Source organism: Rheinheimera sp. ATLC3 (assembly GCF_059429535.1).
Genome location: NZ_CM182103.1, coordinates 1330810 through 1350790, shown reverse-complemented (window position 1 = coordinate 1350790; position 19981 = coordinate 1330810). Strand labels below are relative to the sequence as shown.

General features: G+C 50.8%; 16 protein-coding genes and 1 other RNA gene. 6 read left to right on the top strand and 11 right to left on the bottom strand.

The annotated features are described in order from the left end of the window. Positions 1-14 precede the first annotated feature (14 nt). The 5 genes from AC5SV9_RS06315 to smpB all read right to left on the bottom strand — a co-directional run bounded on the left by AC5SV9_RS06315 (position 15) and on the right by smpB (position 5725). Positions 15-2444, bottom strand: a complete 2430-nt coding sequence (locus tag AC5SV9_RS06315; RefSeq protein ID WP_475147273.1) for an efflux RND transporter permease subunit — start codon at positions 2442-2444, stop codon at positions 15-17. Beyond that, positions 2416-3300, bottom strand: a complete 885-nt coding sequence (locus tag AC5SV9_RS06310) for an MlaA family lipoprotein (RefSeq protein WP_475147272.1) — start codon at positions 3298-3300, stop codon at positions 2416-2418. The genes AC5SV9_RS06315 and AC5SV9_RS06310 overlap by 29 nt, the downstream gene beginning before the upstream one ends. A gap of 31 nt (positions 3301-3331) precedes the next feature. After that, positions 3332-4489 (bottom strand): hypothetical protein, encoded by a 1158-nt coding sequence (locus AC5SV9_RS06305; protein ID WP_475147271.1) that lies wholly within the window; start codon positions 4487-4489, stop codon positions 3332-3334. Between the two features lie 250 nt (positions 4490-4739). Further along, positions 4740-5100, bottom strand: a transfer-messenger RNA (tmRNA) gene (gene ssrA, locus AC5SV9_RS06300). Between the two features lie 142 nt (positions 5101-5242). After that, complete coding sequence (smpB, locus tag AC5SV9_RS06295) at positions 5243-5725, bottom strand: SsrA-binding protein SmpB (protein ID WP_134057427.1); 483 nt, start codon at positions 5723-5725, stop codon at positions 5243-5245. Between the two features lie 106 nt (positions 5726-5831). Here smpB and AC5SV9_RS06290 point away from each other — a divergent pair, with 106 nt between their 5' ends. Next, positions 5832-6275 (top strand): type II toxin-antitoxin system RatA family toxin, encoded by a 444-nt coding sequence (locus AC5SV9_RS06290; protein WP_475147268.1) that lies wholly within the window; start codon positions 5832-5834, stop codon positions 6273-6275. Next, entirely contained in the window at positions 6268-6615 is a 348-nt protein-coding gene (locus tag AC5SV9_RS06285) for an RnfH family protein (RefSeq protein WP_273022986.1), read from the top strand. Before AC5SV9_RS06290 ends, AC5SV9_RS06285 begins: the two co-directional genes overlap by 8 nt. Positions 6616-6674: 59 nt before the next feature. Here AC5SV9_RS06285 and AC5SV9_RS06280 read toward each other — a convergent pair whose 3' ends face one another. The 3 genes from AC5SV9_RS06280 to nadK form a co-directional block, all read right to left on the bottom strand. Beyond that, a complete protein-coding gene (locus AC5SV9_RS06280; RefSeq protein ID WP_273022988.1) occupies positions 6675-7025 on the bottom strand; it encodes an outer membrane protein assembly factor BamE in 351 nt (116 codons plus the stop codon). 67 nt (positions 7026-7092) lie between these two features. Continuing rightward, positions 7093-8766, bottom strand: a complete 1674-nt coding sequence (recN, locus tag AC5SV9_RS06275) for a DNA repair protein RecN (protein WP_475147265.1) — start codon at positions 8764-8766, stop codon at positions 7093-7095. Between the two features lie 96 nt (positions 8767-8862). Further along, a complete protein-coding gene (nadK, locus tag AC5SV9_RS06270) occupies positions 8863-9744 on the bottom strand; it encodes an NAD(+) kinase (protein WP_348686469.1) in 882 nt (293 codons plus the stop codon). A gap of 127 nt (positions 9745-9871) precedes the next feature. On the opposite strand from nadK, the gene hrcA reads away from it, so the two are divergent. Then, positions 9872-10903 (top strand): heat-inducible transcriptional repressor HrcA, encoded by a 1032-nt coding sequence (gene hrcA / locus AC5SV9_RS06265; protein WP_475147262.1) that lies wholly within the window; start codon positions 9872-9874, stop codon positions 10901-10903. Positions 10904-10933: 30 nt separating this feature from the next. Further along, a complete protein-coding gene (grpE, locus tag AC5SV9_RS06260) occupies positions 10934-11506 on the top strand; it encodes a nucleotide exchange factor GrpE (protein ID WP_348686473.1) in 573 nt (190 codons plus the stop codon). A 255-nt stretch (positions 11507-11761) separates the two neighbouring features. Here grpE and AC5SV9_RS06255 read toward each other — a convergent pair whose 3' ends face one another. From AC5SV9_RS06255 to AC5SV9_RS06245, 3 genes are all read right to left on the bottom strand, one after another. Further along, complete coding sequence (locus AC5SV9_RS06255) at positions 11762-12520, bottom strand: rhamnogalacturonan acetylesterase (RefSeq protein ID WP_475147260.1); 759 nt, start codon at positions 12518-12520, stop codon at positions 11762-11764. 54 nt (positions 12521-12574) lie between these two features. After that, the gene (locus tag AC5SV9_RS06250) at positions 12575-15040 is read right to left on the bottom strand and encodes a DUF4861 family protein (RefSeq protein ID WP_475147259.1); all 2466 of its coding nucleotides are present in this window, start codon (positions 15038-15040) and stop codon (positions 12575-12577) included. Between the two features lie 115 nt (positions 15041-15155). After that, complete coding sequence (locus AC5SV9_RS06245; RefSeq protein WP_475147257.1) at positions 15156-17918, bottom strand: TonB-dependent receptor; 2763 nt, start codon at positions 17916-17918, stop codon at positions 15156-15158. A gap of 372 nt (positions 17919-18290) precedes the next feature. On the opposite strand from AC5SV9_RS06245, the gene kduD reads away from it, so the two are divergent. Then, complete coding sequence (gene kduD, locus AC5SV9_RS06240) at positions 18291-19049, top strand: 2-dehydro-3-deoxy-D-gluconate 5-dehydrogenase KduD (RefSeq protein WP_226767531.1); 759 nt, start codon at positions 18291-18293, stop codon at positions 19047-19049. Positions 19050-19075: 26 nt separating this feature from the next. After that, positions 19076-19918 carry a 5-dehydro-4-deoxy-D-glucuronate isomerase gene (gene kduI / locus AC5SV9_RS06235; protein WP_134057402.1) on the top strand — a complete coding sequence of 281 codons (843 nt, stop codon included), beginning with the start codon at positions 19076-19078 and terminating at the stop codon, positions 19916-19918. The last annotated feature ends 63 nt before the right edge of the window (positions 19919-19981 follow it).

The following is a 19981-nucleotide window of genomic DNA, read 5'->3' as shown; positions in this document are numbered from 1 at the left end:
TTATACCCGTGCTACTATGCCTTTTCGTTAGCTGCAGGCTGCACAAAACGGCTTAGCAGCGTCGGTAGTATGGTTAAATCGGCTGCCAGCGCCATTAGCATGGCTGCTGCTGTCAGTAAGCCAAAGTAAACACTGGGCAAGAAGCTGGAAAAGCCAAAAATAGCAAAGCCTGCCGCAATTACCGTAGAGGTAAACAGCATGGCAATGCCGGTATGGGCAAAGCTATTTTGCAACGCCTGGCCCGGCGGTGCTTTAAGATAGTTGTGCACGAAATGAATGGTGTCATCAACAGCGATACCCATCGCAATAGCCGCTATGGTAATAGTCATAATATCCAGCGGTATGCCAAGCCAGCCAATCAGCCCGAGTATGCCAAGTGTCGTACACACATTCGGTATCAGTGCAATAACAGCAATTTTCACGCTACGGAATATCAGCAACAGTAGTATCGCCATGGCTAAGTAAACCAGCCCCAGCGTTTTAATTTGCGAATCGAATAAACGTGACAGTATGTCCTGATACAACACAAACAAATTGGTCAGGCTGTATTGCTGCGGTGTAAGCCCGACACTTTGTAAATCCTGGTTCAGCTGTTGCATCAGCTGCTCGCGGTCAAGCCCGGCGGTGGTATCCTGAATGCGGGTTGAAATGCGGGCTTGCAGCGGTTTATCTGACAGATACGCGCCCACCAACTGGCTGGCGACCTTCTCGTCCAGCAGACGGTAAATTGAATTTAGCTCATATTCTGTCAGCGGCTTGTCGTCATTAAGCTGACGGGCCAGGGTGGTAAAGTTAACCAATGAGGTGACATTGCCGCTGGCTGCAAAGGCTGCTACAGCAGCATGTGCCACATGCAGCTGATTAAATTGTTTAGCACTTAACAGCAGGTTACTGTCGCCGTCTTCCGGTTCCAGGTTAATCACAATATCCAGCGGTGTTGAGCCGCCAAATTCCTGATCAATAAACCTAAGTTCCTGATACACCTGCGTATCGCTGGCAAAATAATTAATAAAGCTGTTTTCAACATTAAGCCGCATCAGCCCTGGCAACAGCAGTGAAAAAAGCAGCAACACCACCACTATACAGGCCCAGGGCGCACGCTCTACCAGGCGTCGGGTAGCCTGTAAACCGGCAGTGATAAACGCAAAATCGTCTGTTTCGTTACGGGCGTTAAGCAGGCTAAGCAGCGCAGGGAATAGTAGCAGGCTGACACTCATAGTGATAAGCATGGCTATCAGCATCATAAAACCAAAGGCAACCACGGGCTGAATACCGCTGAAAACCAACGAGCCAAAACCAACCGAGGTGGTTACCGTGGCATAAAAACAAGGGGCCAGCTTTTGCTGTAAGGTGCTGATAATTCGCTGCTGCTGGCTGTGATCCGGGTTATTGCGTGCTACCTCACGATACGTGGCAATAAGGTGGATCATTACCGCCAGCGTCAGAATAAGTTGTAGCGCAATAAAATTGGCCGATATAACAGTGGCGCGAATATCCAGCACGGCAAACAAACCCAGTGTTAGCCAGACGCTGGCAGCGCATGCCAAAAGCGGGAACACCACCCAGCGGATACTGCGGTATAACAGGAGTAACAGCACGGCGATAATACCGGTGATGGCGCTGCCAAATACGGTCAGATCGCTTGAGATAATATCGACCAGATGTTGCGCTACTACATAGGCGCCTCCGGTAAAGGTTTCAGCCTGCTGCGCTACCTGCTGGTTAATCTGACTAATTTGCTGAAGCTCCTGCTGGCGCTGTTTAACCAAAGCCTGACGTAACGGGTCGGCTTGTTGTTGTAGCTGTTCCAGTTTTTGCTCTTCTTCAGCGGTCAATGGCCGCTGCAGGCTGTTTTGCTGCACCGCCAGGATTTCCTGCTCCAGCGCGCTAAGCTCAGGGTCGGGTTTAAATACAATTTGTAGCGCCGTTGCGGTTTGCGCTTTATTGATCAGCAGGTCGGTAAAGATAGGGTGGTCAGACAGCATTTGTTGCATCTGCTGCGGTGAAAACTGCTGTTCTTGCCAGGTGAGCTGTGCAACATCGGCGTCTGACGTTAGCACCGAGGCATCGCTAAGCAGCGGCACTGTCAGAATGGACGTCACGCTTTGTACCCTGGATAACGCCAGATACTGCTCGCGCAGCCAGGTCAGATCAGTAAAAGTGCGGCTACTGAAAATTTCACCGTTGCGTGGCTTATAAGCCACCAGAATAAACTCATCGGGCGAAAAGCGCTGATTGGCCTGCTGGGTTTTAATGTACAGCGCATTGTTTTTGACCAGCAAGGTATCAGCTGAAGCATCAATGCGAAACTGCGGCACAAACACTGCGGCAGCGGCAAGTAAAACGGCAAACAGCAGCAAAATGGCAATACGCAGCTGTAATATGCGCTGTGCCAGCCAGTTGCTTACCGGCGTGTTACTGCTGTGGTTGGCTGAAGTGGTCATCGCGCTTTACTCCCTGTAAAAACTGATTACGAAAATACAGATAAGGATCCTCTGCCTGGCGGTAAAGCTCTTCATATACCCGGGCGCGGCCGCTAAAGCTGTCAACAGCATCTACCCCTTGCAGATAATAGGTATCCGGCGGGTTGGTTACCTGGCCAATCGGGTCGAGCAGGTATTCGCTGACAACCGAGGTTGAGCCGCGCACATTGTTCTGCCCCAGAATAGGCAGCACCAGATAAGGCCCTGGCGCGACACCATAACCGGCTAAGGTATCGGCTACCGACTGCTTAGCTTCTGGTAAATCAAACCAGGCGGTTGCCGGGTCAAATAAGCCCAAAATACCAATGGTGGTGTTAATCAGAAAGCGGCCCAGGTTGGTACCGGCGTCTTTTAACTCACCGGCCGCAAGGTTGTTCAGCATGCTCAGTGGCTCACGTATATTGCTAAACGCATTACCTATTTTGTCCCGCACCGGTGCCGGCGTTATGTATTCATAGCCTTTTGCCAGTGGAATAAGGGCATAGGTATAGGTGAAGTGGTTAAAGGCAAAGGTGCCGCGGTTCCAGCCTTCCAGCGGGTCGTTGTATTGCTGCGCCTGCTCTTCTCCTGTCGCCGGGGCGCGCTCTGCCATATCAACTACGGTGGGCTCAATTTCAATCCTGCCCTGCGAGGTTTCAATAGTGGCGGTTTTACCACTGCTTAACTGTTCGCTGGCAGTAAGCTCTGTGTTGGCACTATCATCAGTGCTCTGGCTGGTTATCGGTGCCGGGCTATCCTCAGGCGGTGTCTGCGGTTGGCTGGCACAGCCGCTTAACAGCAACAGCAGTATCAGGCTAAGCGTGGTATTAGATGTCATAGAGTGCTCCAACGCAGTTAGTTAACTGCATTTAGTGTTTATTCTGTTTATCTGAAGCTGCTTTTTTATCGCTGCTGTTAGCAGCGGCTTTATCTTTATCGTCAGATGTCACTGACGTGAAATCAATAATATCCTCCACCCGCATCTGGTAAGCCTTTATAAAAGCGTTGTAGAACAGCCCACCTATCGCTTTTAACACTGAGGTATCCGGTGAACTAATATCACCCTGTATCGGGATGCGCGTGGCTATAAGTTTTTCATCATCATTTTCAAACAGCTCGGCCAGTGCCGCAGACAGTGCCTCAATAAACAGCTGCAGCGGGTTATCGTCGCCTTTTATCACATCGTTAACCACATCTTCTTTCCAGGAGAACACTTCAAGCTGATAAATGCCAGCCTTAACATAGCCATTCACCTGGCCTTTATCACTGGCCAGTTCGGCTGCGAGCTCAAACTCACCGGCCTCAACATCAAAAGGGGCATAAATTTTTACAATGCTATCAGTTACTTTGGTTGGCAGCTTTTCCATTTGCATATTGATATCAAAGCTGGGCTTTTTCACGTTAGGGTTAAACTTGCCGCGGATAAAAAACGGCGCGCTGCCGCCAACAGTTCCTTCAAGGTCGATGTCGGTTAGCAGCTCAGACTCGGCGTCGTTATGTAAATTTCGTACCTCGCCCTGTACGTCGCTTAAAATCAGCTCGCCCAGCACATCTTTGGCAATGGCGTTAAACTCAATACGGCCGTCATACAGCGACAGCTTATCGATAGAAAACAGCGTTAAGTCATTTGCCAGGCCAATCCAGGTACGTTCGTCCAACACAGCATCTTCAGTAATATCGGTTTGATCTGTACGGTCCAGCGCCATAATCACCGGTTTATAAAATGCCATAGTGCTAACAATTTCACCCTTTAACAGCTTGGCCCACGACAGCTGTAAACTCAGGCGCTCGGTAGAAAACAGCGGCAGTTTGCCTTTGTCATTGTGCTGAAAAATTTCGATTTGCTTTATATCGTAACCACCGCGCCACAATGCTAAATCTATATCCTGCACATGGCCGCTAATGCCCTGCTGGCGCTGCAGCAATGAATTGACATACCACACCATAGCTTCAGGCGCAGCGATGCGCGCTACCAGTAAAAGCAGTAAAATGGCGATGGTTATTTTGACCGGTTTGTTTAATGTCATGCTGTTGGTATGCCCTGACTAATGCGCCGCTATTGGCTTGCAGCTTATTCAGACTACGCAGCAAAGATCATTCCAGTTGTGTAGTTAATGTAACCTTTTGAAATTTAGTGGTTTTATCTGAGGTGGGGCAGGGCGCAGCGCTAAAGTATTGTTACAGTGGGCTATTTTTACCCACCGGCTATGTAAAACTGACATAGTGCCAGCCAGGCAGAAAACAAAAGGCCAGCATCACTGCTGGCCTTGTGCTATTTGGTGGAGCTGGCGGGAGTTGAACCCGCGTCCGAAAAACCTACATCGTCGGTACTACATGCTTAGCACATTCATTTAGTTAACCCTATGAGCGCCGAATGGCAGGCTATCGTCGGGCGAGCCTGATTGGTTTTAACGTTTTGTCTCCAGGCGAAGACGCGACGCGATCCTGTTAGGGGTGATCTTCCAGAGTCTCAGCTTACAGGCATGCGTGAGGGGAAGAGCTATCTACTGCTTATTAGGCAGCGATTGCGTAAGTTTCGTCGTTTGCGACTATTTAATTGAGGCTTTTTTACGAGGCCTACCTCACCTCGGCATGCACCTAAGAGTTCGTGAATCCCGTCGAATCCAGAATCAGCCCCGAATTCTGTGGTGTTACACTTACACTTCAGTGTTTGGCTATTGTACGCAGCTCACTGTGGTTACACAAGCTAGCATTGTCTGATAGCACATTTTAACGACATAACCTTAGATGGGGTTACGCTGTTAAAGTTTCAAGGGCACTCAGCGTTTAGAGTGCTTCATCATCCGTTCTTTTTCGCGTGACCAGTCTCTGTCTTTAATATCATCACGCTTATCAAAGCTTTTCTTACCCTTCGCCAAATGGAATTCCAGTTTTACCCAACAGGCTTTCCAATACATAGCCGTGGCAACCAGCGTATAGCCTTCGCGCTCTTTCAAACCAATCAGCTTGTTAAGCTCGCGTTTGTGCAACAGCAGTTTACGGCTGCGCTCTGGGTCACATACCACGTGGGTTGAAGCGCTGTTTAATGGCTGAATTTGTGCACCCAGCAAAAAGGCTTCGCCGTGGTGCAAAATAACGTAAGAGTCAGACAAGTTTACCTTGCCCTCGCGGATACTCTTCAGCTCCCAGCCCTGCAGGGCTACGCCGGCTTCGTAGCGGTCTTCCAGAAAGTACTCATGCCGCGCTTTGCGGTTTTGCGCTATGGTACCGTTCTTGTTTTTGTTTGCTTGTTTTTTACTCATAATCTGTTGTATTTCGCAGCTCTGTTTTGGGTGACGGCAGTGGCTCAAGCCTTGTTGCAGCGCATTAATCTGTTACAATCGGCGGCGAGTTTAAAGGGGAGAGAGTATGCCACAAATTGAGCGCAGTGCGCTGGTTTTTTATAGTGCACAGCAGATGTTTGACTTAGTCAACGCCATACCTGACTACCCTCAGTTTTTGCCCGGTTGTACCTCTGCCCGTATTATCAGTCAGTCTGATACTGAGATGGTGGCATCATTGACCGTTTCCAAGGCCGGCATAGGCCATAGTTTTACCACCCGCAATACTTTACATCCGCATCAGCGTATTGGTATGCAACTGGTAGAGGGGCCATTTAAACGCTTAGGTGGGGGCTGGGAGTTTCAGCCATTAAGTGATACGGCCTGCAAGGTGGTGCTAAAACTGGAGTTTGAGTTTTCCAGTAAACTGGTACAGTTTGCCTTTGGTAAAATTTTCTCAGAGCTTGCCGCTTCAATGGTCAATGCCTTTACGCAGCGGGCGAAGCAGGTGTACGGAGAACAGCATGGCTGATTTTATTACCGTAGAGGTCGCTTATGCGCTGCCAGAGCGGCAAAGCTTGCTAACGGTTAATGTCGCACCGGACAGCAGTGTGCAACAAATCATTGAACAAAGCGGTATTTTGCAGCAGTTCAGTGAAATTGATTTAAGCAACCAGAAAGTAGGAGTCTGGAGCCGGCCCGTTAAGCTGGACGACCGGGTAAAAGCAGGCGACAGGATAGAAATTTACCGGCCGCTGATTGCCGATCCGAAAGATTTACGCCGCCGCCGTGCCGAAAAAGCAAAAGAAGAGGGGCGGGCAGATAAAGTAACCGGTGGCCGGCCGCACGAAGCTAAAACCAGCAGCGAATAAAAAAGCCAGCTTTCGCTGGCTTCATTGTCATGCTTGATGAGATATCAGGCTGTGCTGTATTAAATATCCAGCGGTGTATTAAAGTCGGCCGACTTGTCGAAGTCGCCTTTAATATCCTGCAGCTTATTGTCTTTAAACTCGACAATCAGCTGCTTCTCAAAGTGGTTACCGTTACCGCTTTTCAGTGCGTAGAAATAGTGCCAGGTGTCGTTATCAAAAGCATTGCTGGCAACAGGGGTACCCAGAACAAACTTTACCTGCTCTTTGGTCATTGCAACGCGCAGTTTATCAATGTCTTTCTGCTCTAAAAAGTTGCCCTGTGGAATATCAATCCGATACACCCAACTACTACAGGCACTTAAACCCACTAAACCTGCTACCAGTACTAAAGTCTGAATTACTGCTTTCATCTGTCACTTCTGCTTAAACATAATGGCCTCATCATACCCTATGATTGGCGCGGTGAAAAACCTTCTTTCAGACTGCCGGTGCGCATAAAAGTTCGCGTGCGTTTGCCAGTGCACTGGCACTGATGTTTTCCCCCGCCAGTAAGCGGGCAATTTCGCTAATTCTGTCGTCATCGCTCAGCTGGCGCATGCGGGTTTCAGTGGCCTGGCCGTCGGTGTATTTTTCAACGAACAATTGCTGATGGCCCTGACTGGCGACCTGAGGTAAGTGCGTAACACAAATAATCTGCGTCGATTCGCCCAACTGGCGTAATAAACGGCCGACACCGGCTGCGACCGGGCCGCTGATACCCACATCCACTTCGTCGAAAATCAGCGTAGGGGTAGTAATTTTATCCGCCAGGATCACCTGTATTGCCAGGCTGATACGGGATAACTCACCGCCCGATGCCACTTTATGCAGCGCCTGCAGCGGCTGGCCCGGGTTGGTTGATACCTGAAATTCCACGCTATCAATACCGTTGGCACTGGCCTGTTCGGCACCCAGTTGCTGCAGCACTATGGCAAAACGGGCATTAGCCATGCTCAGTTCATGCATACTGGCGCTAATCTTATTGCTTAGCACTTCTGCCGCTTGTTGGCGCTGCTGGCTTAACTGCTGAGCTTGCGCCATATAATGTTGCTCTGCCTGCTGAATATCTGCTGACAGCTGTTGCAGGCGTTTGTCGTTGCCAGTCAGCGCGGCCAGTTGCTCAGCCAATTGCTGATGCAATGCCGGTAGCTCTTCGTTGCTAACCTGATGTTTACGCGCCAGGTTCAGCCACTGGCTTAAACGCTCGTCTATCTGCGCCAGGCGCTCCGGGTCAAGCTCAACTTTATCGGCATAGCGGCGCAGTTCACGGCTGGCTTCTTCGGTTTGTACCAGCGCATCGCTGACCATCTGGGTAACATTGCCAAGTGCCGGATCCAGTGCGGTAAGTTGCTCCAGTTGCGCGCTTACCTGCGATAGTGCCTGATAAATGTTTTGCTGCTCATCATCATACATTAGCTGCAGGCACTGCTGGCTTTGGCTAAGCAGGGTATTGCCATGGCTTAAACGGCTGTGTTCAGCTTCCAGCTGCGGGTATTCGTTATCCAGTGGTGCAAAGTTATCCAGTTCAGCTACCTGATACTCCAGCAGTTGGCGCTGAGCATCGCGTTGTTGCTGTGACTGCTGTAACTCGCTGTATTCACGTTGCAGTTGCTGCCACCCGCGCCAGGCACTGCGGGTCGCGTCCCGCGTGCTGCTGTTAGCGGCAAACGCATCGAGTAGCTGGCGCTGGTAATCCTGTTTTAATAATTGCTGATGCGCGTGCTGGCCATGAATACTGAGTAAATGCTGGCCTAGTGCTTTTAGTTGCTGGGCCGGCACCTGAACACCATTAATATAGCCGCGCGAACGGCCCTCGCTGCTGACTACCCGGCGCACGATACATTCGTGGCCCATGGCTAAATCCTGCTCGGCCAGCCACTGCTGCGCACCAGTTAACTTAATGATATCAAAACTGGCAACGATATCTGCTTTATCTGCACCCGGGCACACCACACCGGCATCCGCACGTTCACCCAGACACAACGACAGCGCATCTATCGCAATCGATTTACCGGCACCGGTTTCGCCGGTAATGGTAGACATGCCGCTGGCCCAGTCGATTTCCAGCGCGCGAACAATAGCAAAATTACTGATATGAAGATGACACAGCATGCGTTGCTCCGGTGTAATAAAATTACTGATATAAAAAACAGTGTTTATTTATACAGTAACTTTATACAGTAATTGTGATACTGGCAAGGGGGCGTTTTAATAAAGTTTGCTGCCCCAGCCCAGCTTGTTACGCAGGACATGGAAATAGCTATAACCCGGCGGATGCACCAGCCGCAGCGGTGTAGGGTGTTTGCGGATATAAATATCGTCACCCGGCATCACCGCCAGAATAACGTGGCTGTCGCAGCTGATTTGCAGGTGCGCATCGTTAGTGCTGGCTACTTTGAGGCGAATTTCGCTGTTACCGGAGACGACCAGCGGGCGGCTGCTAAGGGTATGCGGAAACATCGGCACCAGTGTAACGGCATCCAGATCGGGGGTTAAGATGGGGCCACCACCGGACAATGAATACGCAGTGGAGCCGGTTGGCGTGCTGACAATAAGGCCGTCAGAGCGCTGGCTGTAAACAAACTCGTTGTTAATATAGGCTTCAAATTCAATCATATGCGCGACTTTGTCGGCATGCAGTACTGCTTCGTTAACCGCGCTGTTGCTACTTTTAATAGCACCGTGACGGTGCACAGAAATTTCCAGCAGGTTGCGCTTTTCGGTAACAAAGTTACCGGCCAGAACTTCAGTCAGTGGCTGCTGAAAGCTCTCTGGTGCCAGATCAGTTAAAAAGCCAAGGTTACCGCGGTTTACCCCAAGCACCGCCACATCAAAACGCGCCAGTACCCGCGCCGCGCCCAGCATATTACCATCGCCGCCGACTACTATTGCCAGGTCACATTTTTTGCCCAGTTCGACCAGATCCAGCACTTCTACACCGGCGATATTCAGCGATTCCGCTACCCGCTCTTCGACATAGATTTTCAGACCCTGTTGCTGTAAAAAAGCATACAGTGCCATCAGGGTGTTATTTGCGCCCTGGTGGTGGGGTTTGCCAATCAGGCCAACGGTAGTAAATGCATGTTGCATAGCGGTTTCCTTTCAAAGCGTTACTGCAGTATAACGACAGCAGCAAGCGGACACTAGCGTCGTTTTTAGCTTGAATTGTAAGGCGAAGCCCCCATATCCGAGTACAGTATAGAATTGAGCATGGCGCATGACCTTAACCCTGAGCAGACCCGAGCTGATTTTAAAGCTGATTGTAGAGCAGTATTTGCTGGATGGTCAGCCGGTGTCGTCCAAAGCGCTGGCCGATAACGCCCAGCTGGCTGTCAGTTCTGCAACAGTTCGCAATACCATGATGCTGCTGGAACAGCAGGGCTTTATCCGCTCGCCGCATACGTCTGCCGGCAGAATACCGACCACAGCGGGCATCAGGCTATTCATTGATAAAATGCTGCAGCTGCAGCCGTTGTCAGGTTTCTGGAATAATGAGCTGCAGCGCAAGCTGGTGCCGCAGCTACCGGTATCGCTATTGTGTCAGCAGGTTGGTCAGTTGCTGACAAACCTGACGGGCTTTGTTGCTATTGTCAGTGCGCCCAAAGCCGATGGCCGTATTGTCCGGCAAATCGATCTGGTGCGCCTTGCCAGTGATCGGTTATTGCTGGTCGTGATAGATGAAGACGGCGATATTCTGCACCGGGTACTGCATTGTGAGTCGGCAATTGATAGCAGCACCTTAAGCCGGGTGCTGTGTTTACTGAATGCCGCGCTTGGCGGTGGCGGGCAGTGGCAGGATGGTATCGAGCGGCTCGGGGTCATAGTGCGGGGCGAAACTGCCTTGTGTCAGCAGTTGCTGCAAAAGGTGTTAGGGCAGCTTAGTTTAGATGAGTTGCAGCAGCATCAGCCGTTAATTTACGGCCAGCATCAGTTACTTCTGACTCCGGAATATCAGCAAAACCCTGCGCTGCAGCAGGTAATGCAGATGCTGGAGCGGCCTGAAGGCCTGGTGCAGCTGTTGCAGTCGGTAACGCTGGACGATCAGCCTAAGTTGTTGCTGGGTAAAGAGTCGGGCTTTGCTGAACTGGCGAATGTCAGCGTGATTGCACAGCGCTACCAGATCCAACCGAAACGCTTCATTGCCTTACTCGGCCCACGTCGCATGAACTATGCCAGACTCATTCCACTGGTGGACGCTTGCGCCCGTCAGTTAAATTTAAACTTGAATCGGCGCCAAGCATCCCCATAATACACCTACTTAATTTGGGAGTAGTAACGCATGACTGAGCAACAACAGCCTAACGACAATACCACTGAACAAACCGCTCAAACTAATGAGCACGCTGATACCGTTGAGTTATCCGGTGAGCAGGCTATTATCGCGAAATTAGAAGCTGAGCTGGCTGAAGCCAAAGCGCAGGTTGCAGAGCAACAGGATGTGATGCTGCGTATTAAGGCTGAATCTGAAAATATCCGCCGCCGTGCCAGCCTGGACGTTGAAAAAGCGCACAAGTTTGCACTGGAAAAGTTTGCCGGTGACTTGTTGCCGGTCGTCGATAACTTAGAGCGTGCACTGGGCTTTATTAACCGCGAAGATGAGGCGTTAAAAGGCGTGGTTGAAGGTGTAGAGCTGACGCTGAAAAGCTTCCTGGATACCGTGGCCAAATTCGGCGTAAACCAGATTGATCCGCAAGGCCAGCCGTTTAACCCTGAGCTGCACCAGGCTATGAGCATTCAGCCATCGGCTGATGTGGCGCCAAACACCGTAACTTTTGTCATGCAAAAAGGCTATGAATTAAATGGCCGCTTGCTACGCCCGGCGATGGTCGGTGTATCAAAAGCGCCAGAGTAATCCGGCATAATCTGACTGGGCAAACCTGTCGTATAGGCAGGTTTGCATGCAGTCCTGCTACAATCGGTTTATCCACGCTAACACGCCGTGAACCCATCCCTGGGGGCTCGTTTATAAACTTCATCCATGAAGTTTCCCCTATTGGGCAGCGAAGCTGTTCAAATTCGTTCCTGACGAATTTGTCCGCCCGTCCGGGGCTCCAACGGTTAGATTAGGACAAACCGATATCGCTGGTTCATCAGGTATATTCGACGGCTATAACAGCTCGCGGTAAACATAGTTTGCCAGTGGATGTTGCTGACGTTTTAACTCCTGCACAAAAAACTGTGCTACCCGGCTTGCGCCTTGTAAGGTCAGGTGAGTATTGTCGGTTTTGCCATCCGGAAACTTCTGATACAAACCCGCCGGTACCTGAATAAAATACGGTTGGCTGTTAGCTAACCCCAGCTGCTGCCAAAAATCGCAGCTTAATTGCTGCAAGTCAAAAAAGCTGACCTGTGTTTCTGTAGCAACTTTGGCTGCCGCGTTCGCATAGTTGGCCAAATCGCGTTTAAGCGTACCGTCGCTGGCAAAGTTACGCCGGCAAATAGAGCTTGCCAGCATAGGCGTAGCGCCTTTTGCCTGCACCTCGGTAATAAACTGTTTCAGAAAACGCTGATAGTCGGTATCGGCGTCGGCAAAGCGCTCTGGATCAGACTGTTTTGAGTCGTTATGGCCAAATTGGATCAAGACATAATCACCTTTACCCAGTTCACTTAGCAGCAGCTGCCAGCGGCCTTCATTTAAAAAACGACGTGTGCTTCGGCCATTTGCGGCGTGGTTTACCACCTTAAGTTGCGGTAATAAAAACTCTGGCAGCAATTGGCCCCAGCCACGCTCCGGATAAGCCAGGTTGGGTTTATCCGACATAGTCGAGTCGCCGACCAGATGTAGTGTAACGGTTGAAGGCTGTTGCGCCTGAGCTGGCAATATCAGGCTCAGGCCGGTTAGAAACAAAGAAAGTAGTAAGCGCATGCTGTTCCCTTAAAAAAATGGCCGGCAAATGCCGGCCGAATACACCGGAAGAAATCAGTTAGCAGAGAGTAAACGCGCAACTTGTACACCGGCCATAATAAATGGGCCGTTGGCTTTGGCATCGTTACGGATCACCGGTTCGCTCATGTAATAGCGGTAGCTGCCATCGCGGCCAAAGCCCAGGCCGGCGACCTGGCAGGTATTGGTCAGGCTGACACTGTTATCCGTATGCACCAGTACAAATTCGTTTACCAGGCCCTGATAGGCTTTTATCGCTGTATCTTTATAGCGTGTGTCCAGGTAACCGTTGTTCACGCCTTTGGCAAAGAAGTAGGCAAACATGCTGCTGCCGGAAGACTCCAGATAATTGCCGGTGGCATTGGGTTTGTCCAAAATCTGATACCAGACACCGGTTTTGGCATCCTGCACTTTTACCAGCGCAGCAGCCAGCTCAGCACTCATATCCAGCAGTGGCTGGCGCAGTTCTGCCTGATCTGCCGGTATGGTGTCGAGCACATCAACCAGTGCCATCGCTAGCCAGCCTAAACCGCGGCCCCAGAACTGACTGGCCAGACCGGTGTCTTTATCAGCCCAGTTTTGTGCTTTAGCTTCGTCCCAGCCGTGGTAGTAAAGCCCGGTTACCGGGTCGCGTAGTTTGGCGCGGCTGATGGTAAATTCTTTTACCACTTCATCCAATGCATGGCCTTGTTCAAACGCTGTAGTGTAATTAGCCAGAAACGGCATGCCCATGTAGACGCCATCCAGCCATAGCTGATGCGGATAGATTTTTTTATGCCAGAAAGCGCCGTCACTGGTACGCGGGTGCTGCTCAAGCTGCTTACGCAATAACGCCAGTGCCTGCTTATACTGCGGCTTAGGATTACGCTGATACTCGCGCAGCAGCATATTGCCGGTGTTTAAACTGTCGATATTAAAATTCGTCAGTTTATAGGTACGGATATCGCCATCGGCAGTAATAAAGGAATCGATAACATCCGTCAGTACTTGCTGCCACTCTGGGTTTGGCCGTAGTTGCAGTAAGTCATCGTACGCCTGCAATTGCAGCCCGGTGGTGTATTCCCATTTACTCGGCCGGCCGCGTTCGTAGTCCCAGCCACCATAAGCGTAGTAGGGGGTCTGGCGCTGCATTTCGCTGGCAGCCAGGCGCTCGCTCCAATCAAGCGCCTTTTGCGCTGTCATCGGGCCGGCTTTTTGCTGCTGCGACAATGTAGTTTTTAACTGCTTACGCGGAGCTAGTGTGAGTTTTTCCACTTCCTGCTGCAGATAAGCGACAAACTCCGCTTCGGTTTTAATACCGCCGGGCTCGCCGTCCCAGGCCGACAGAAAATAGTATTCCAGCTCGGTGCCGGATGGCTCCAAAATGGCGACATGACTGCTGGCATCGCTGGTGATGGCTTTGTTGTCGCCACGTTTAAACAGCACCGCCATACCCAGTTTGTCGTTACCGCCGGTAAGCGTTTGCTCGCCCCAGGTCGCCAGATACGTCCAGCTGTGGCCAGGAATATCCAGCTTGCCCTGTAATAAGGTGGTGTTAGGCAGTTTTACCAGACCGACGGCAACATTATCCAGTGCTTCGCTGGTTGTCAGCCGGGTATGTACCAGACGGCTACCCGCTGTCATCGACAAATCTGCCGTCAGTTGCAGCGTTTTACCGGCGATTTGCCAGTCTTTGTATTGAATTTGCAATGCCGAATATAAAGGGCCGTTTTCTATCACTTTCGCGGTGTGACCGCTGACTTTAGACACCAGCTGCACCTGCTGGCCGTCCCAGTAGCCATAGCCGCCGGCACCCAGCGATTTGCCAACTTTTAGCAGGTCCATGCCCCAGTCCGCCATATGATGGTAAGACTCGTAGCCATCCAGGCCAACCTTGTCCAGCACCGGTGCACCGGTTTTGTTGCCAAACACATCAAAGCCGTTACGCCAGTCCAGATAAATACGGTAGCCGACTTTATCAGACTCTATGCCCGGGCCTTCGTAGCGGATCCATTCAGAATGATCGGTATATTGCGGCGGTGGCGTGACCTCAGTCACATTTTCAAACCTGCCACCGATATATTTTTCGCCTTGCCACTGGCCGCCGGTTTTACGGGAAATTTCGGCCTGGGTACGTTTGGGCAATTGTTGGGCCGCAAACAGCGCCGGGTTGTTGCTGATGGTGATGCTCTGAGATGCTGCTGCAGCCAGTTCTGCCTGCAGTAGTAACGTATCTTTTTCGCCATCGCCGTTATGATCAATCAATTGTGACGCAATAACATTGCCGCCGGCTTGCGCCACCAGCGCGGTAGCTTGTGCCGGTGCTATGCCTAAATCAGCGTAAGGCAGTAATACAGTATCGGTTCGCGCGTGGTCAGATGGGTTACTCAGGCCTAATGTCGCGATATTATTTTGAGCAGCGGTATCAGTTTGCGCAGGGGATGAGTTTTGCTGTGAACATGCGCTGATAAGGGTGGCTATACTCAGGCTTAACAAGGTTTTGCCAAAAAGGATGCGGGCCATAAAATACCTGTTGTTACACATTGTTGCTCCATCATGGGTAAAAACGGGCCGTCCGTGGCTCTGCGTTTAGCGGGAGAAATACAGCCGCTATGCGGGGCATAGCGGCCTTGTTACATCAGAACTTGTATTGGGCACCTAAATAATACTGGCGACCGGTAGCATGGTAGTAAGTTAAGCGGTTGCCGCTTGAGTCTACCCATTGATCATCTACTTCGTCGGTCAGGTTAAGGGCTTCTAAGCTGACTTTCCACTTCTCAGTAAGCTGATATGACAGCGCGGCATCAATGTTACGGGTGGCGTTGGTACCTTCCATATCATTACCATTACGGCCCAGTGCATTCGTCAGGTAATCCGAGCGGTCGGTTAACGACACCCGCGCGCTGAACTTTTCATCTTCATAGTACAGCGTAGCGCTGCGGGTAGATTCAGATAAGCCCTGTAAATCACGGGTAGCCAGAATTTGGCCATCTGTATTGACGTAATCCATCTGGGCTTTTACATAGGTGTAGTTGCCGATAAAGCCAAAGCGATCCCAGCCTTCTGGCAGGAAGGTAAATGGCATCTGATACTGCACTTCAAAGCCATACAGATTACCGCCGGGGCCATTCAGCGGGGTAGTGGTATCCCACTGCATGTTCTCGTTACAATTTGCACCGTAACCATCCGGACCAGCATTGCAAGCTTCAATAGCGGCTTCAACCGGTAGCCCGGTCTCTGTAAATAGTTTGGTTTGACGTAAGCCCTGTACATAGCTGTCGATATCTTTACGGAATACGGCAACACCTAACAGTGATTCATTGTCAAAGTACAGCTCTAAGCCTAAATCATAGGTTTTGGCTTTGGTTGGTTCCAGCGTCGGGTTGCCACCGTTTATGCTGCGTGCACTGCCTGATACCGATACTGATGAGTTCGGGCGAATACTGCCAAGGCCGGCACGGGCCATTACTTCAGCGTAACCAAAACGGATAATGACATCTTCCAGCGGTTCAAATACCAGGTTTAGTGATGGCAAAAACTCGCTGTACTCATGCTTGGCGGTAATTTGCTGGTCTGCGCCTCCAAGCTTCGCCCACGCCGTCGAAGACTGGTCAGTTTTAACATAGCGGCCGCCGATATCGCCGCGGATAACGGTATCACCTACTTCGGTTTCAAATGCCAGCTGCAGGTAAGTGCCCAGGGTTTTTTCTTCGGCGCTATAGTTATCGGCCAGACGGTTTTGGGCACTGACTTCAAAGGCTCCGGTGTTACTATAAATATCATAAGCGGCATCAATTGCTGCCAGATCCGGTACCAGCCAGGCCCCTTGTGAACCCAGACCAGCGTTATAACTCATGATCAGATCCGGTGTCATCACAATACCCGCCGAGTCTTCTGGAAGACGGCGCGCTTCATAAGTTTCAAATTCAAAGTTTTTGTAATGCACGCCACCGCGTAGGGTCAGGCTTTCAGTCAAAATATATTCCAGGTTAAGCGCGGCAGTGTCGAAGGTGTTTTCAGCACCTAAAGGGCGCAGGCGCACACTGTTCGTTGTCCAGCCATCTGCCTCAAACACCTCTTGCCCAAACAATAACTCTGGTGCCTGGCGTTTGCCACCGCGGTAATCATAGCTAAAATCGACACCGGTTTTTTGCATTACCACCGTGGTTTGAATCGGGTTATCAAACTCTGATTTGGCGCGGCCAATCATGGCATCCACTTTCAAATCGTCGGTTAGCTGATGCTGGGCACTGAAGCTAACCTGCAAAAAGTCTGTACCCAGTTCATCGTAGCGGTTTTCATTGCGCACTGTGGCATCTTCAAAAGCGGCGTAAGTCACGGTGTTAGTATTATCAATCTCGTAATCCAGCACGTTCATATTGCGAGTATTGCTGCCATTTAAGATGCCCTGAGTAAATACTTCCTGACGTGTAGAGTCATCTTTTGCGTACAGAATATCTAAGTTAAAACGGGTTTCCAGGCTGGGGCGGAATTCAAACGCTGCCGCTGCACCAGTGCGCTTAACATTGTGGGTGTATGAATCGTAACGTGGTAAACGTGGCCGAAAAGCATCATTTATCGCCTGCAATTCAGGCGCGTCTGCACTGCCCTGATAGCGGCCAAAGTCATTTGCGTCAGCCCAGCGTACTGTACTGGCACCTTCGTCTTTTACATTACGTTCAGACATTGCAAGTGAGAATAAAGCACCAAATTTACCGTCGGCAAAAATGTTGCTGACTAAAAACGAGGCTTTAGGGTCGACCTCTTCAGATAAATCGTTGTAACCGGCCTGTACGTTAGCGGCAAAGGTTAAACCGTCGTAATCGAATGGGCGGGCGGTGCGCAGATCGACTGTGGCGCCGAGTGAGCCTTCTTCAATATTGGCAGAGGCGGTTTTACGTACTGTCAGCTCGCTGAATAAGTCAGACGAGAAGGTATTAAAGTCGAAACCCCGGCCACGGTTAGCACCACCAATCTGGTCTGTACCACCACTGGTAGACTGTGCTTCCATGCCGTTAATGCGTACGCGGGTGAAATCCGGGCCAAGGCCGCGTACTGATATTTGCCGGCCTTCACCGGCGGCACGGCTTATGGCCACGCCAGGAATACGCTGTAAGGATTCTGCCAGGTTAAGATCAGGGAAGTCGGCAATATCTTCGGCTTTAATGGTATCAGTAGAGCCGGTTTCAAAGCGTTTCTGGTTCAGAGCACTGGCTAAACTGCCACGAAAACCACCGGTAACGGTAATAACTTCAATATCTTCTTCCTGTACCTGAGCTGGTTGCTGCTCGGCTTGCTGGGCCTGTAACGCTGGTGCTGCACCAAGCAGCGTTGCCAACCCGGCCAGGGTGAGTGAGCGCACCAGTTTACTGGGGCGGAATTGCGTATTGCGAGTAGCCATGTCTGTATACCTCGTCCTGAACTGACTTGTTGTCTTAGCCTGGGTCGTGCCCGGCCTTATTCATTTTTCCGGAGCAAAGGTTGTCTGCTCCCTGTCGATTTGCTTGTTTTGTATTCAGCTTATATGCTTTGTCTACCGGTGGCAAAAAAAACTTGCAATTTTGTGCCACCGATGGCAAAAAGCTAACACCATCAACTAAAATCTGTCAATTATTGATAGAGGCGAAATCGGCTACATTTTGTAATCAGATGCTGCCTTTTTTAGTTAAGTGTTTAATTTTAAAGGTTTGTTGCTATTTTTGATTTTTTAAATTGTTCCATATTTGAACAATTTTGCTGTAGCAACAGGCCCGATAAGCTAACAGGAGAGCCTATGGCAAGCTTATTTTCTCTGGCTGGGCAAACAGCTTTGGTGACCGGGGCCAGCCGTGGTTTGGGCCAGGCAATAGCCGTTGCTTTGGCAGAGGCTGGCGCCAAAGTGATTTGCGCCAGTTCAAGCAGCGAAGGCAGCCGCGATACGGTAGCAAAAATTACCGCGGCCGGTGGCCAGGCGTTGGTATTGGCTGCCGATTTAAGCGATGAGGCTGCGGTTGAGCAGCTGGCCGAGCAAGCGCTGGCGCAGGGGCCGGTAGATATACTGGTGAACTGTGGCGGCACCATTTTCCGCGCGCCTGCTCATCAGTTTCCGATGAAGGAATGGCATAAAGTGATCGCGGTGAATCTGGACTCCGCATTTTTACTCAGTCAGCGGCTGGGTGCTGAGATGATAAAGCGCAAAAGCGGCAAGATTATCAATATTGCCTCTATGCTGTCGTACAGCGGCGGTATTACGGTGCCTGCTTACACCGCCAGTAAACACGCCATTGCCGGCTTAACCAAAGCACTGGCCAATGAATGGGCGCAGCACAATATTCAGGTTAATGCGATAGCGCCGGGGTACTTTCGTACCGATAACACCGCGGCGTTGCAGGCTGATACCGAGCGCAACGCCGCCATTACTGCCCGCATACCGGCAGCTCGCTGGGGCGAGCCGGAAGATTTAGCCGGTGCCGCAGTATTTCTGGCCTCCGGTGCCAGTGATTATGTTAACGGCCACGTGTTGGCGGTAGACGGTGGCTGGTTGGCACGCTAAACGAATTCTTTTTAACGAGGTTACTTATGACTGTTTTATTTGAGAGCCGTTATCCGACCCATCCGGATGATGTGAAGCACTACGATACCGACGAGTTACGGCAGCATTTTCTGGTCGACAACCTGATGCAGGCCGACAAGCTGGTGCTGTGCTACACCCACTATGAGCGCGTTATTGTCGGCAGTGCAGTACCGGTAAAGGCACCGGTTAAACTTGAAGCACCAGAGGCATTAAAAGCACAATTCTTTTTGCAACGCCGTGAGCTGGGCATTATCAACGTTGGTGGCACCGGCAGCGTGAAAGTAGATGGCAAAGAGTACGCGCTTAAAAACACTGAAGCGCTGTATGTTGGTATGGGCGCAGAGGATGTCAGCTTTCACAGCAGCGACAGCGCTAAACCGGCAAAGTTTTATTTAAATTCGGCCCCGGCGCACCATGCTTACCCGACTAAGCATCTGACAATGGATAACTGCACCGTGCTGCAGATGGGCGCACTTGAAACCTCGAACGAGCGCGCTATTCACCAGTTAATGATTAACGATGTGGTGGAAACCTGTCAGTTGCAGATGGGCTTAACCGTGCTTAAGCCAGGCAGTGTCTGGAACACGATGCCGGCGCATCAGCATGACCGGCGGATGGAAGCCTATTTCTATTTTAACCTGGGCGATGATCAGCGAGTGTGCCACTTTATGGGCCAGCCGCAGCAAACCCGACATATCTGGGTAGCCAATGAGCAGGCCGTGGTATCGCCAGCCTGGTCTATTCACAGCGGCTGCGGTACCAGTAACTATGCCTTTATCTGGGGGATGGCCGGTGAAAACCTGGATTATCACGATATGGATAAATTTCCGGCCAGTGCCATGAAGTAACGGCAGCCGTAACACGTTAATACGTGCCTGCCTCCGGCAGGCTTTAATTTAAGGCATGCAGTA

What these genes read in the sequence shown, in the direction of transcription:
- AC5SV9_RS06315 (WP_475147273.1), bottom strand. Translation starts at nt 2,444, where the DNA reads ATGACCACTTCAGCCAACCACAGCAGTAACACGCCGGTAAGCAACTGG.
- AC5SV9_RS06310 (WP_475147272.1), bottom strand. Translation starts at nt 3,300, where the DNA reads ATGACATCTAATACCACGCTTAGCCTGATACTGCTGTTGCTGTTAAGC.
- AC5SV9_RS06305 (WP_475147271.1), bottom strand. Translation starts at nt 4,489, where the DNA reads ATGACATTAAACAAACCGGTCAAAATAACCATCGCCATTTTACTGCTT.
- smpB (WP_134057427.1), bottom strand. Translation starts at nt 5,725, where the DNA reads ATGAGTAAAAAACAAGCAAACAAAAACAAGAACGGTACCATAGCGCAA.
- AC5SV9_RS06290 (WP_475147268.1), top strand. Translation starts at nt 5,832, where the DNA reads ATGCCACAAATTGAGCGCAGTGCGCTGGTTTTTTATAGTGCACAGCAG.
- AC5SV9_RS06285 (WP_273022986.1), top strand. Translation starts at nt 6,268, where the DNA reads ATGGCTGATTTTATTACCGTAGAGGTCGCTTATGCGCTGCCAGAGCGG.
- AC5SV9_RS06280 (WP_273022988.1), bottom strand. Translation starts at nt 7,025, where the DNA reads ATGAAAGCAGTAATTCAGACTTTAGTACTGGTAGCAGGTTTAGTGGGT.
- recN (WP_475147265.1), bottom strand. Translation starts at nt 8,766, where the DNA reads ATGCTGTGTCATCTTCATATCAGTAATTTTGCTATTGTTCGCGCGCTG.
- nadK (WP_348686469.1), bottom strand. Translation starts at nt 9,744, where the DNA reads ATGCAACATGCATTTACTACCGTTGGCCTGATTGGCAAACCCCACCAC.
- hrcA (WP_475147262.1), top strand. Translation starts at nt 9,872, where the DNA reads ATGACCTTAACCCTGAGCAGACCCGAGCTGATTTTAAAGCTGATTGTA.
- grpE (WP_348686473.1), top strand. Translation starts at nt 10,934, where the DNA reads ATGACTGAGCAACAACAGCCTAACGACAATACCACTGAACAAACCGCT.
- AC5SV9_RS06255 (WP_475147260.1), bottom strand. Translation starts at nt 12,520, where the DNA reads ATGCGCTTACTACTTTCTTTGTTTCTAACCGGCCTGAGCCTGATATTG.
- AC5SV9_RS06250 (WP_475147259.1), bottom strand. Translation starts at nt 15,040, where the DNA reads ATGGCCCGCATCCTTTTTGGCAAAACCTTGTTAAGCCTGAGTATAGCC.
- AC5SV9_RS06245 (WP_475147257.1), bottom strand. Translation starts at nt 17,918, where the DNA reads ATGGCTACTCGCAATACGCAATTCCGCCCCAGTAAACTGGTGCGCTCA.
- kduD (WP_226767531.1), top strand. Translation starts at nt 18,291, where the DNA reads ATGGCAAGCTTATTTTCTCTGGCTGGGCAAACAGCTTTGGTGACCGGG.
- kduI (WP_134057402.1), top strand. Translation starts at nt 19,076, where the DNA reads ATGACTGTTTTATTTGAGAGCCGTTATCCGACCCATCCGGATGATGTG.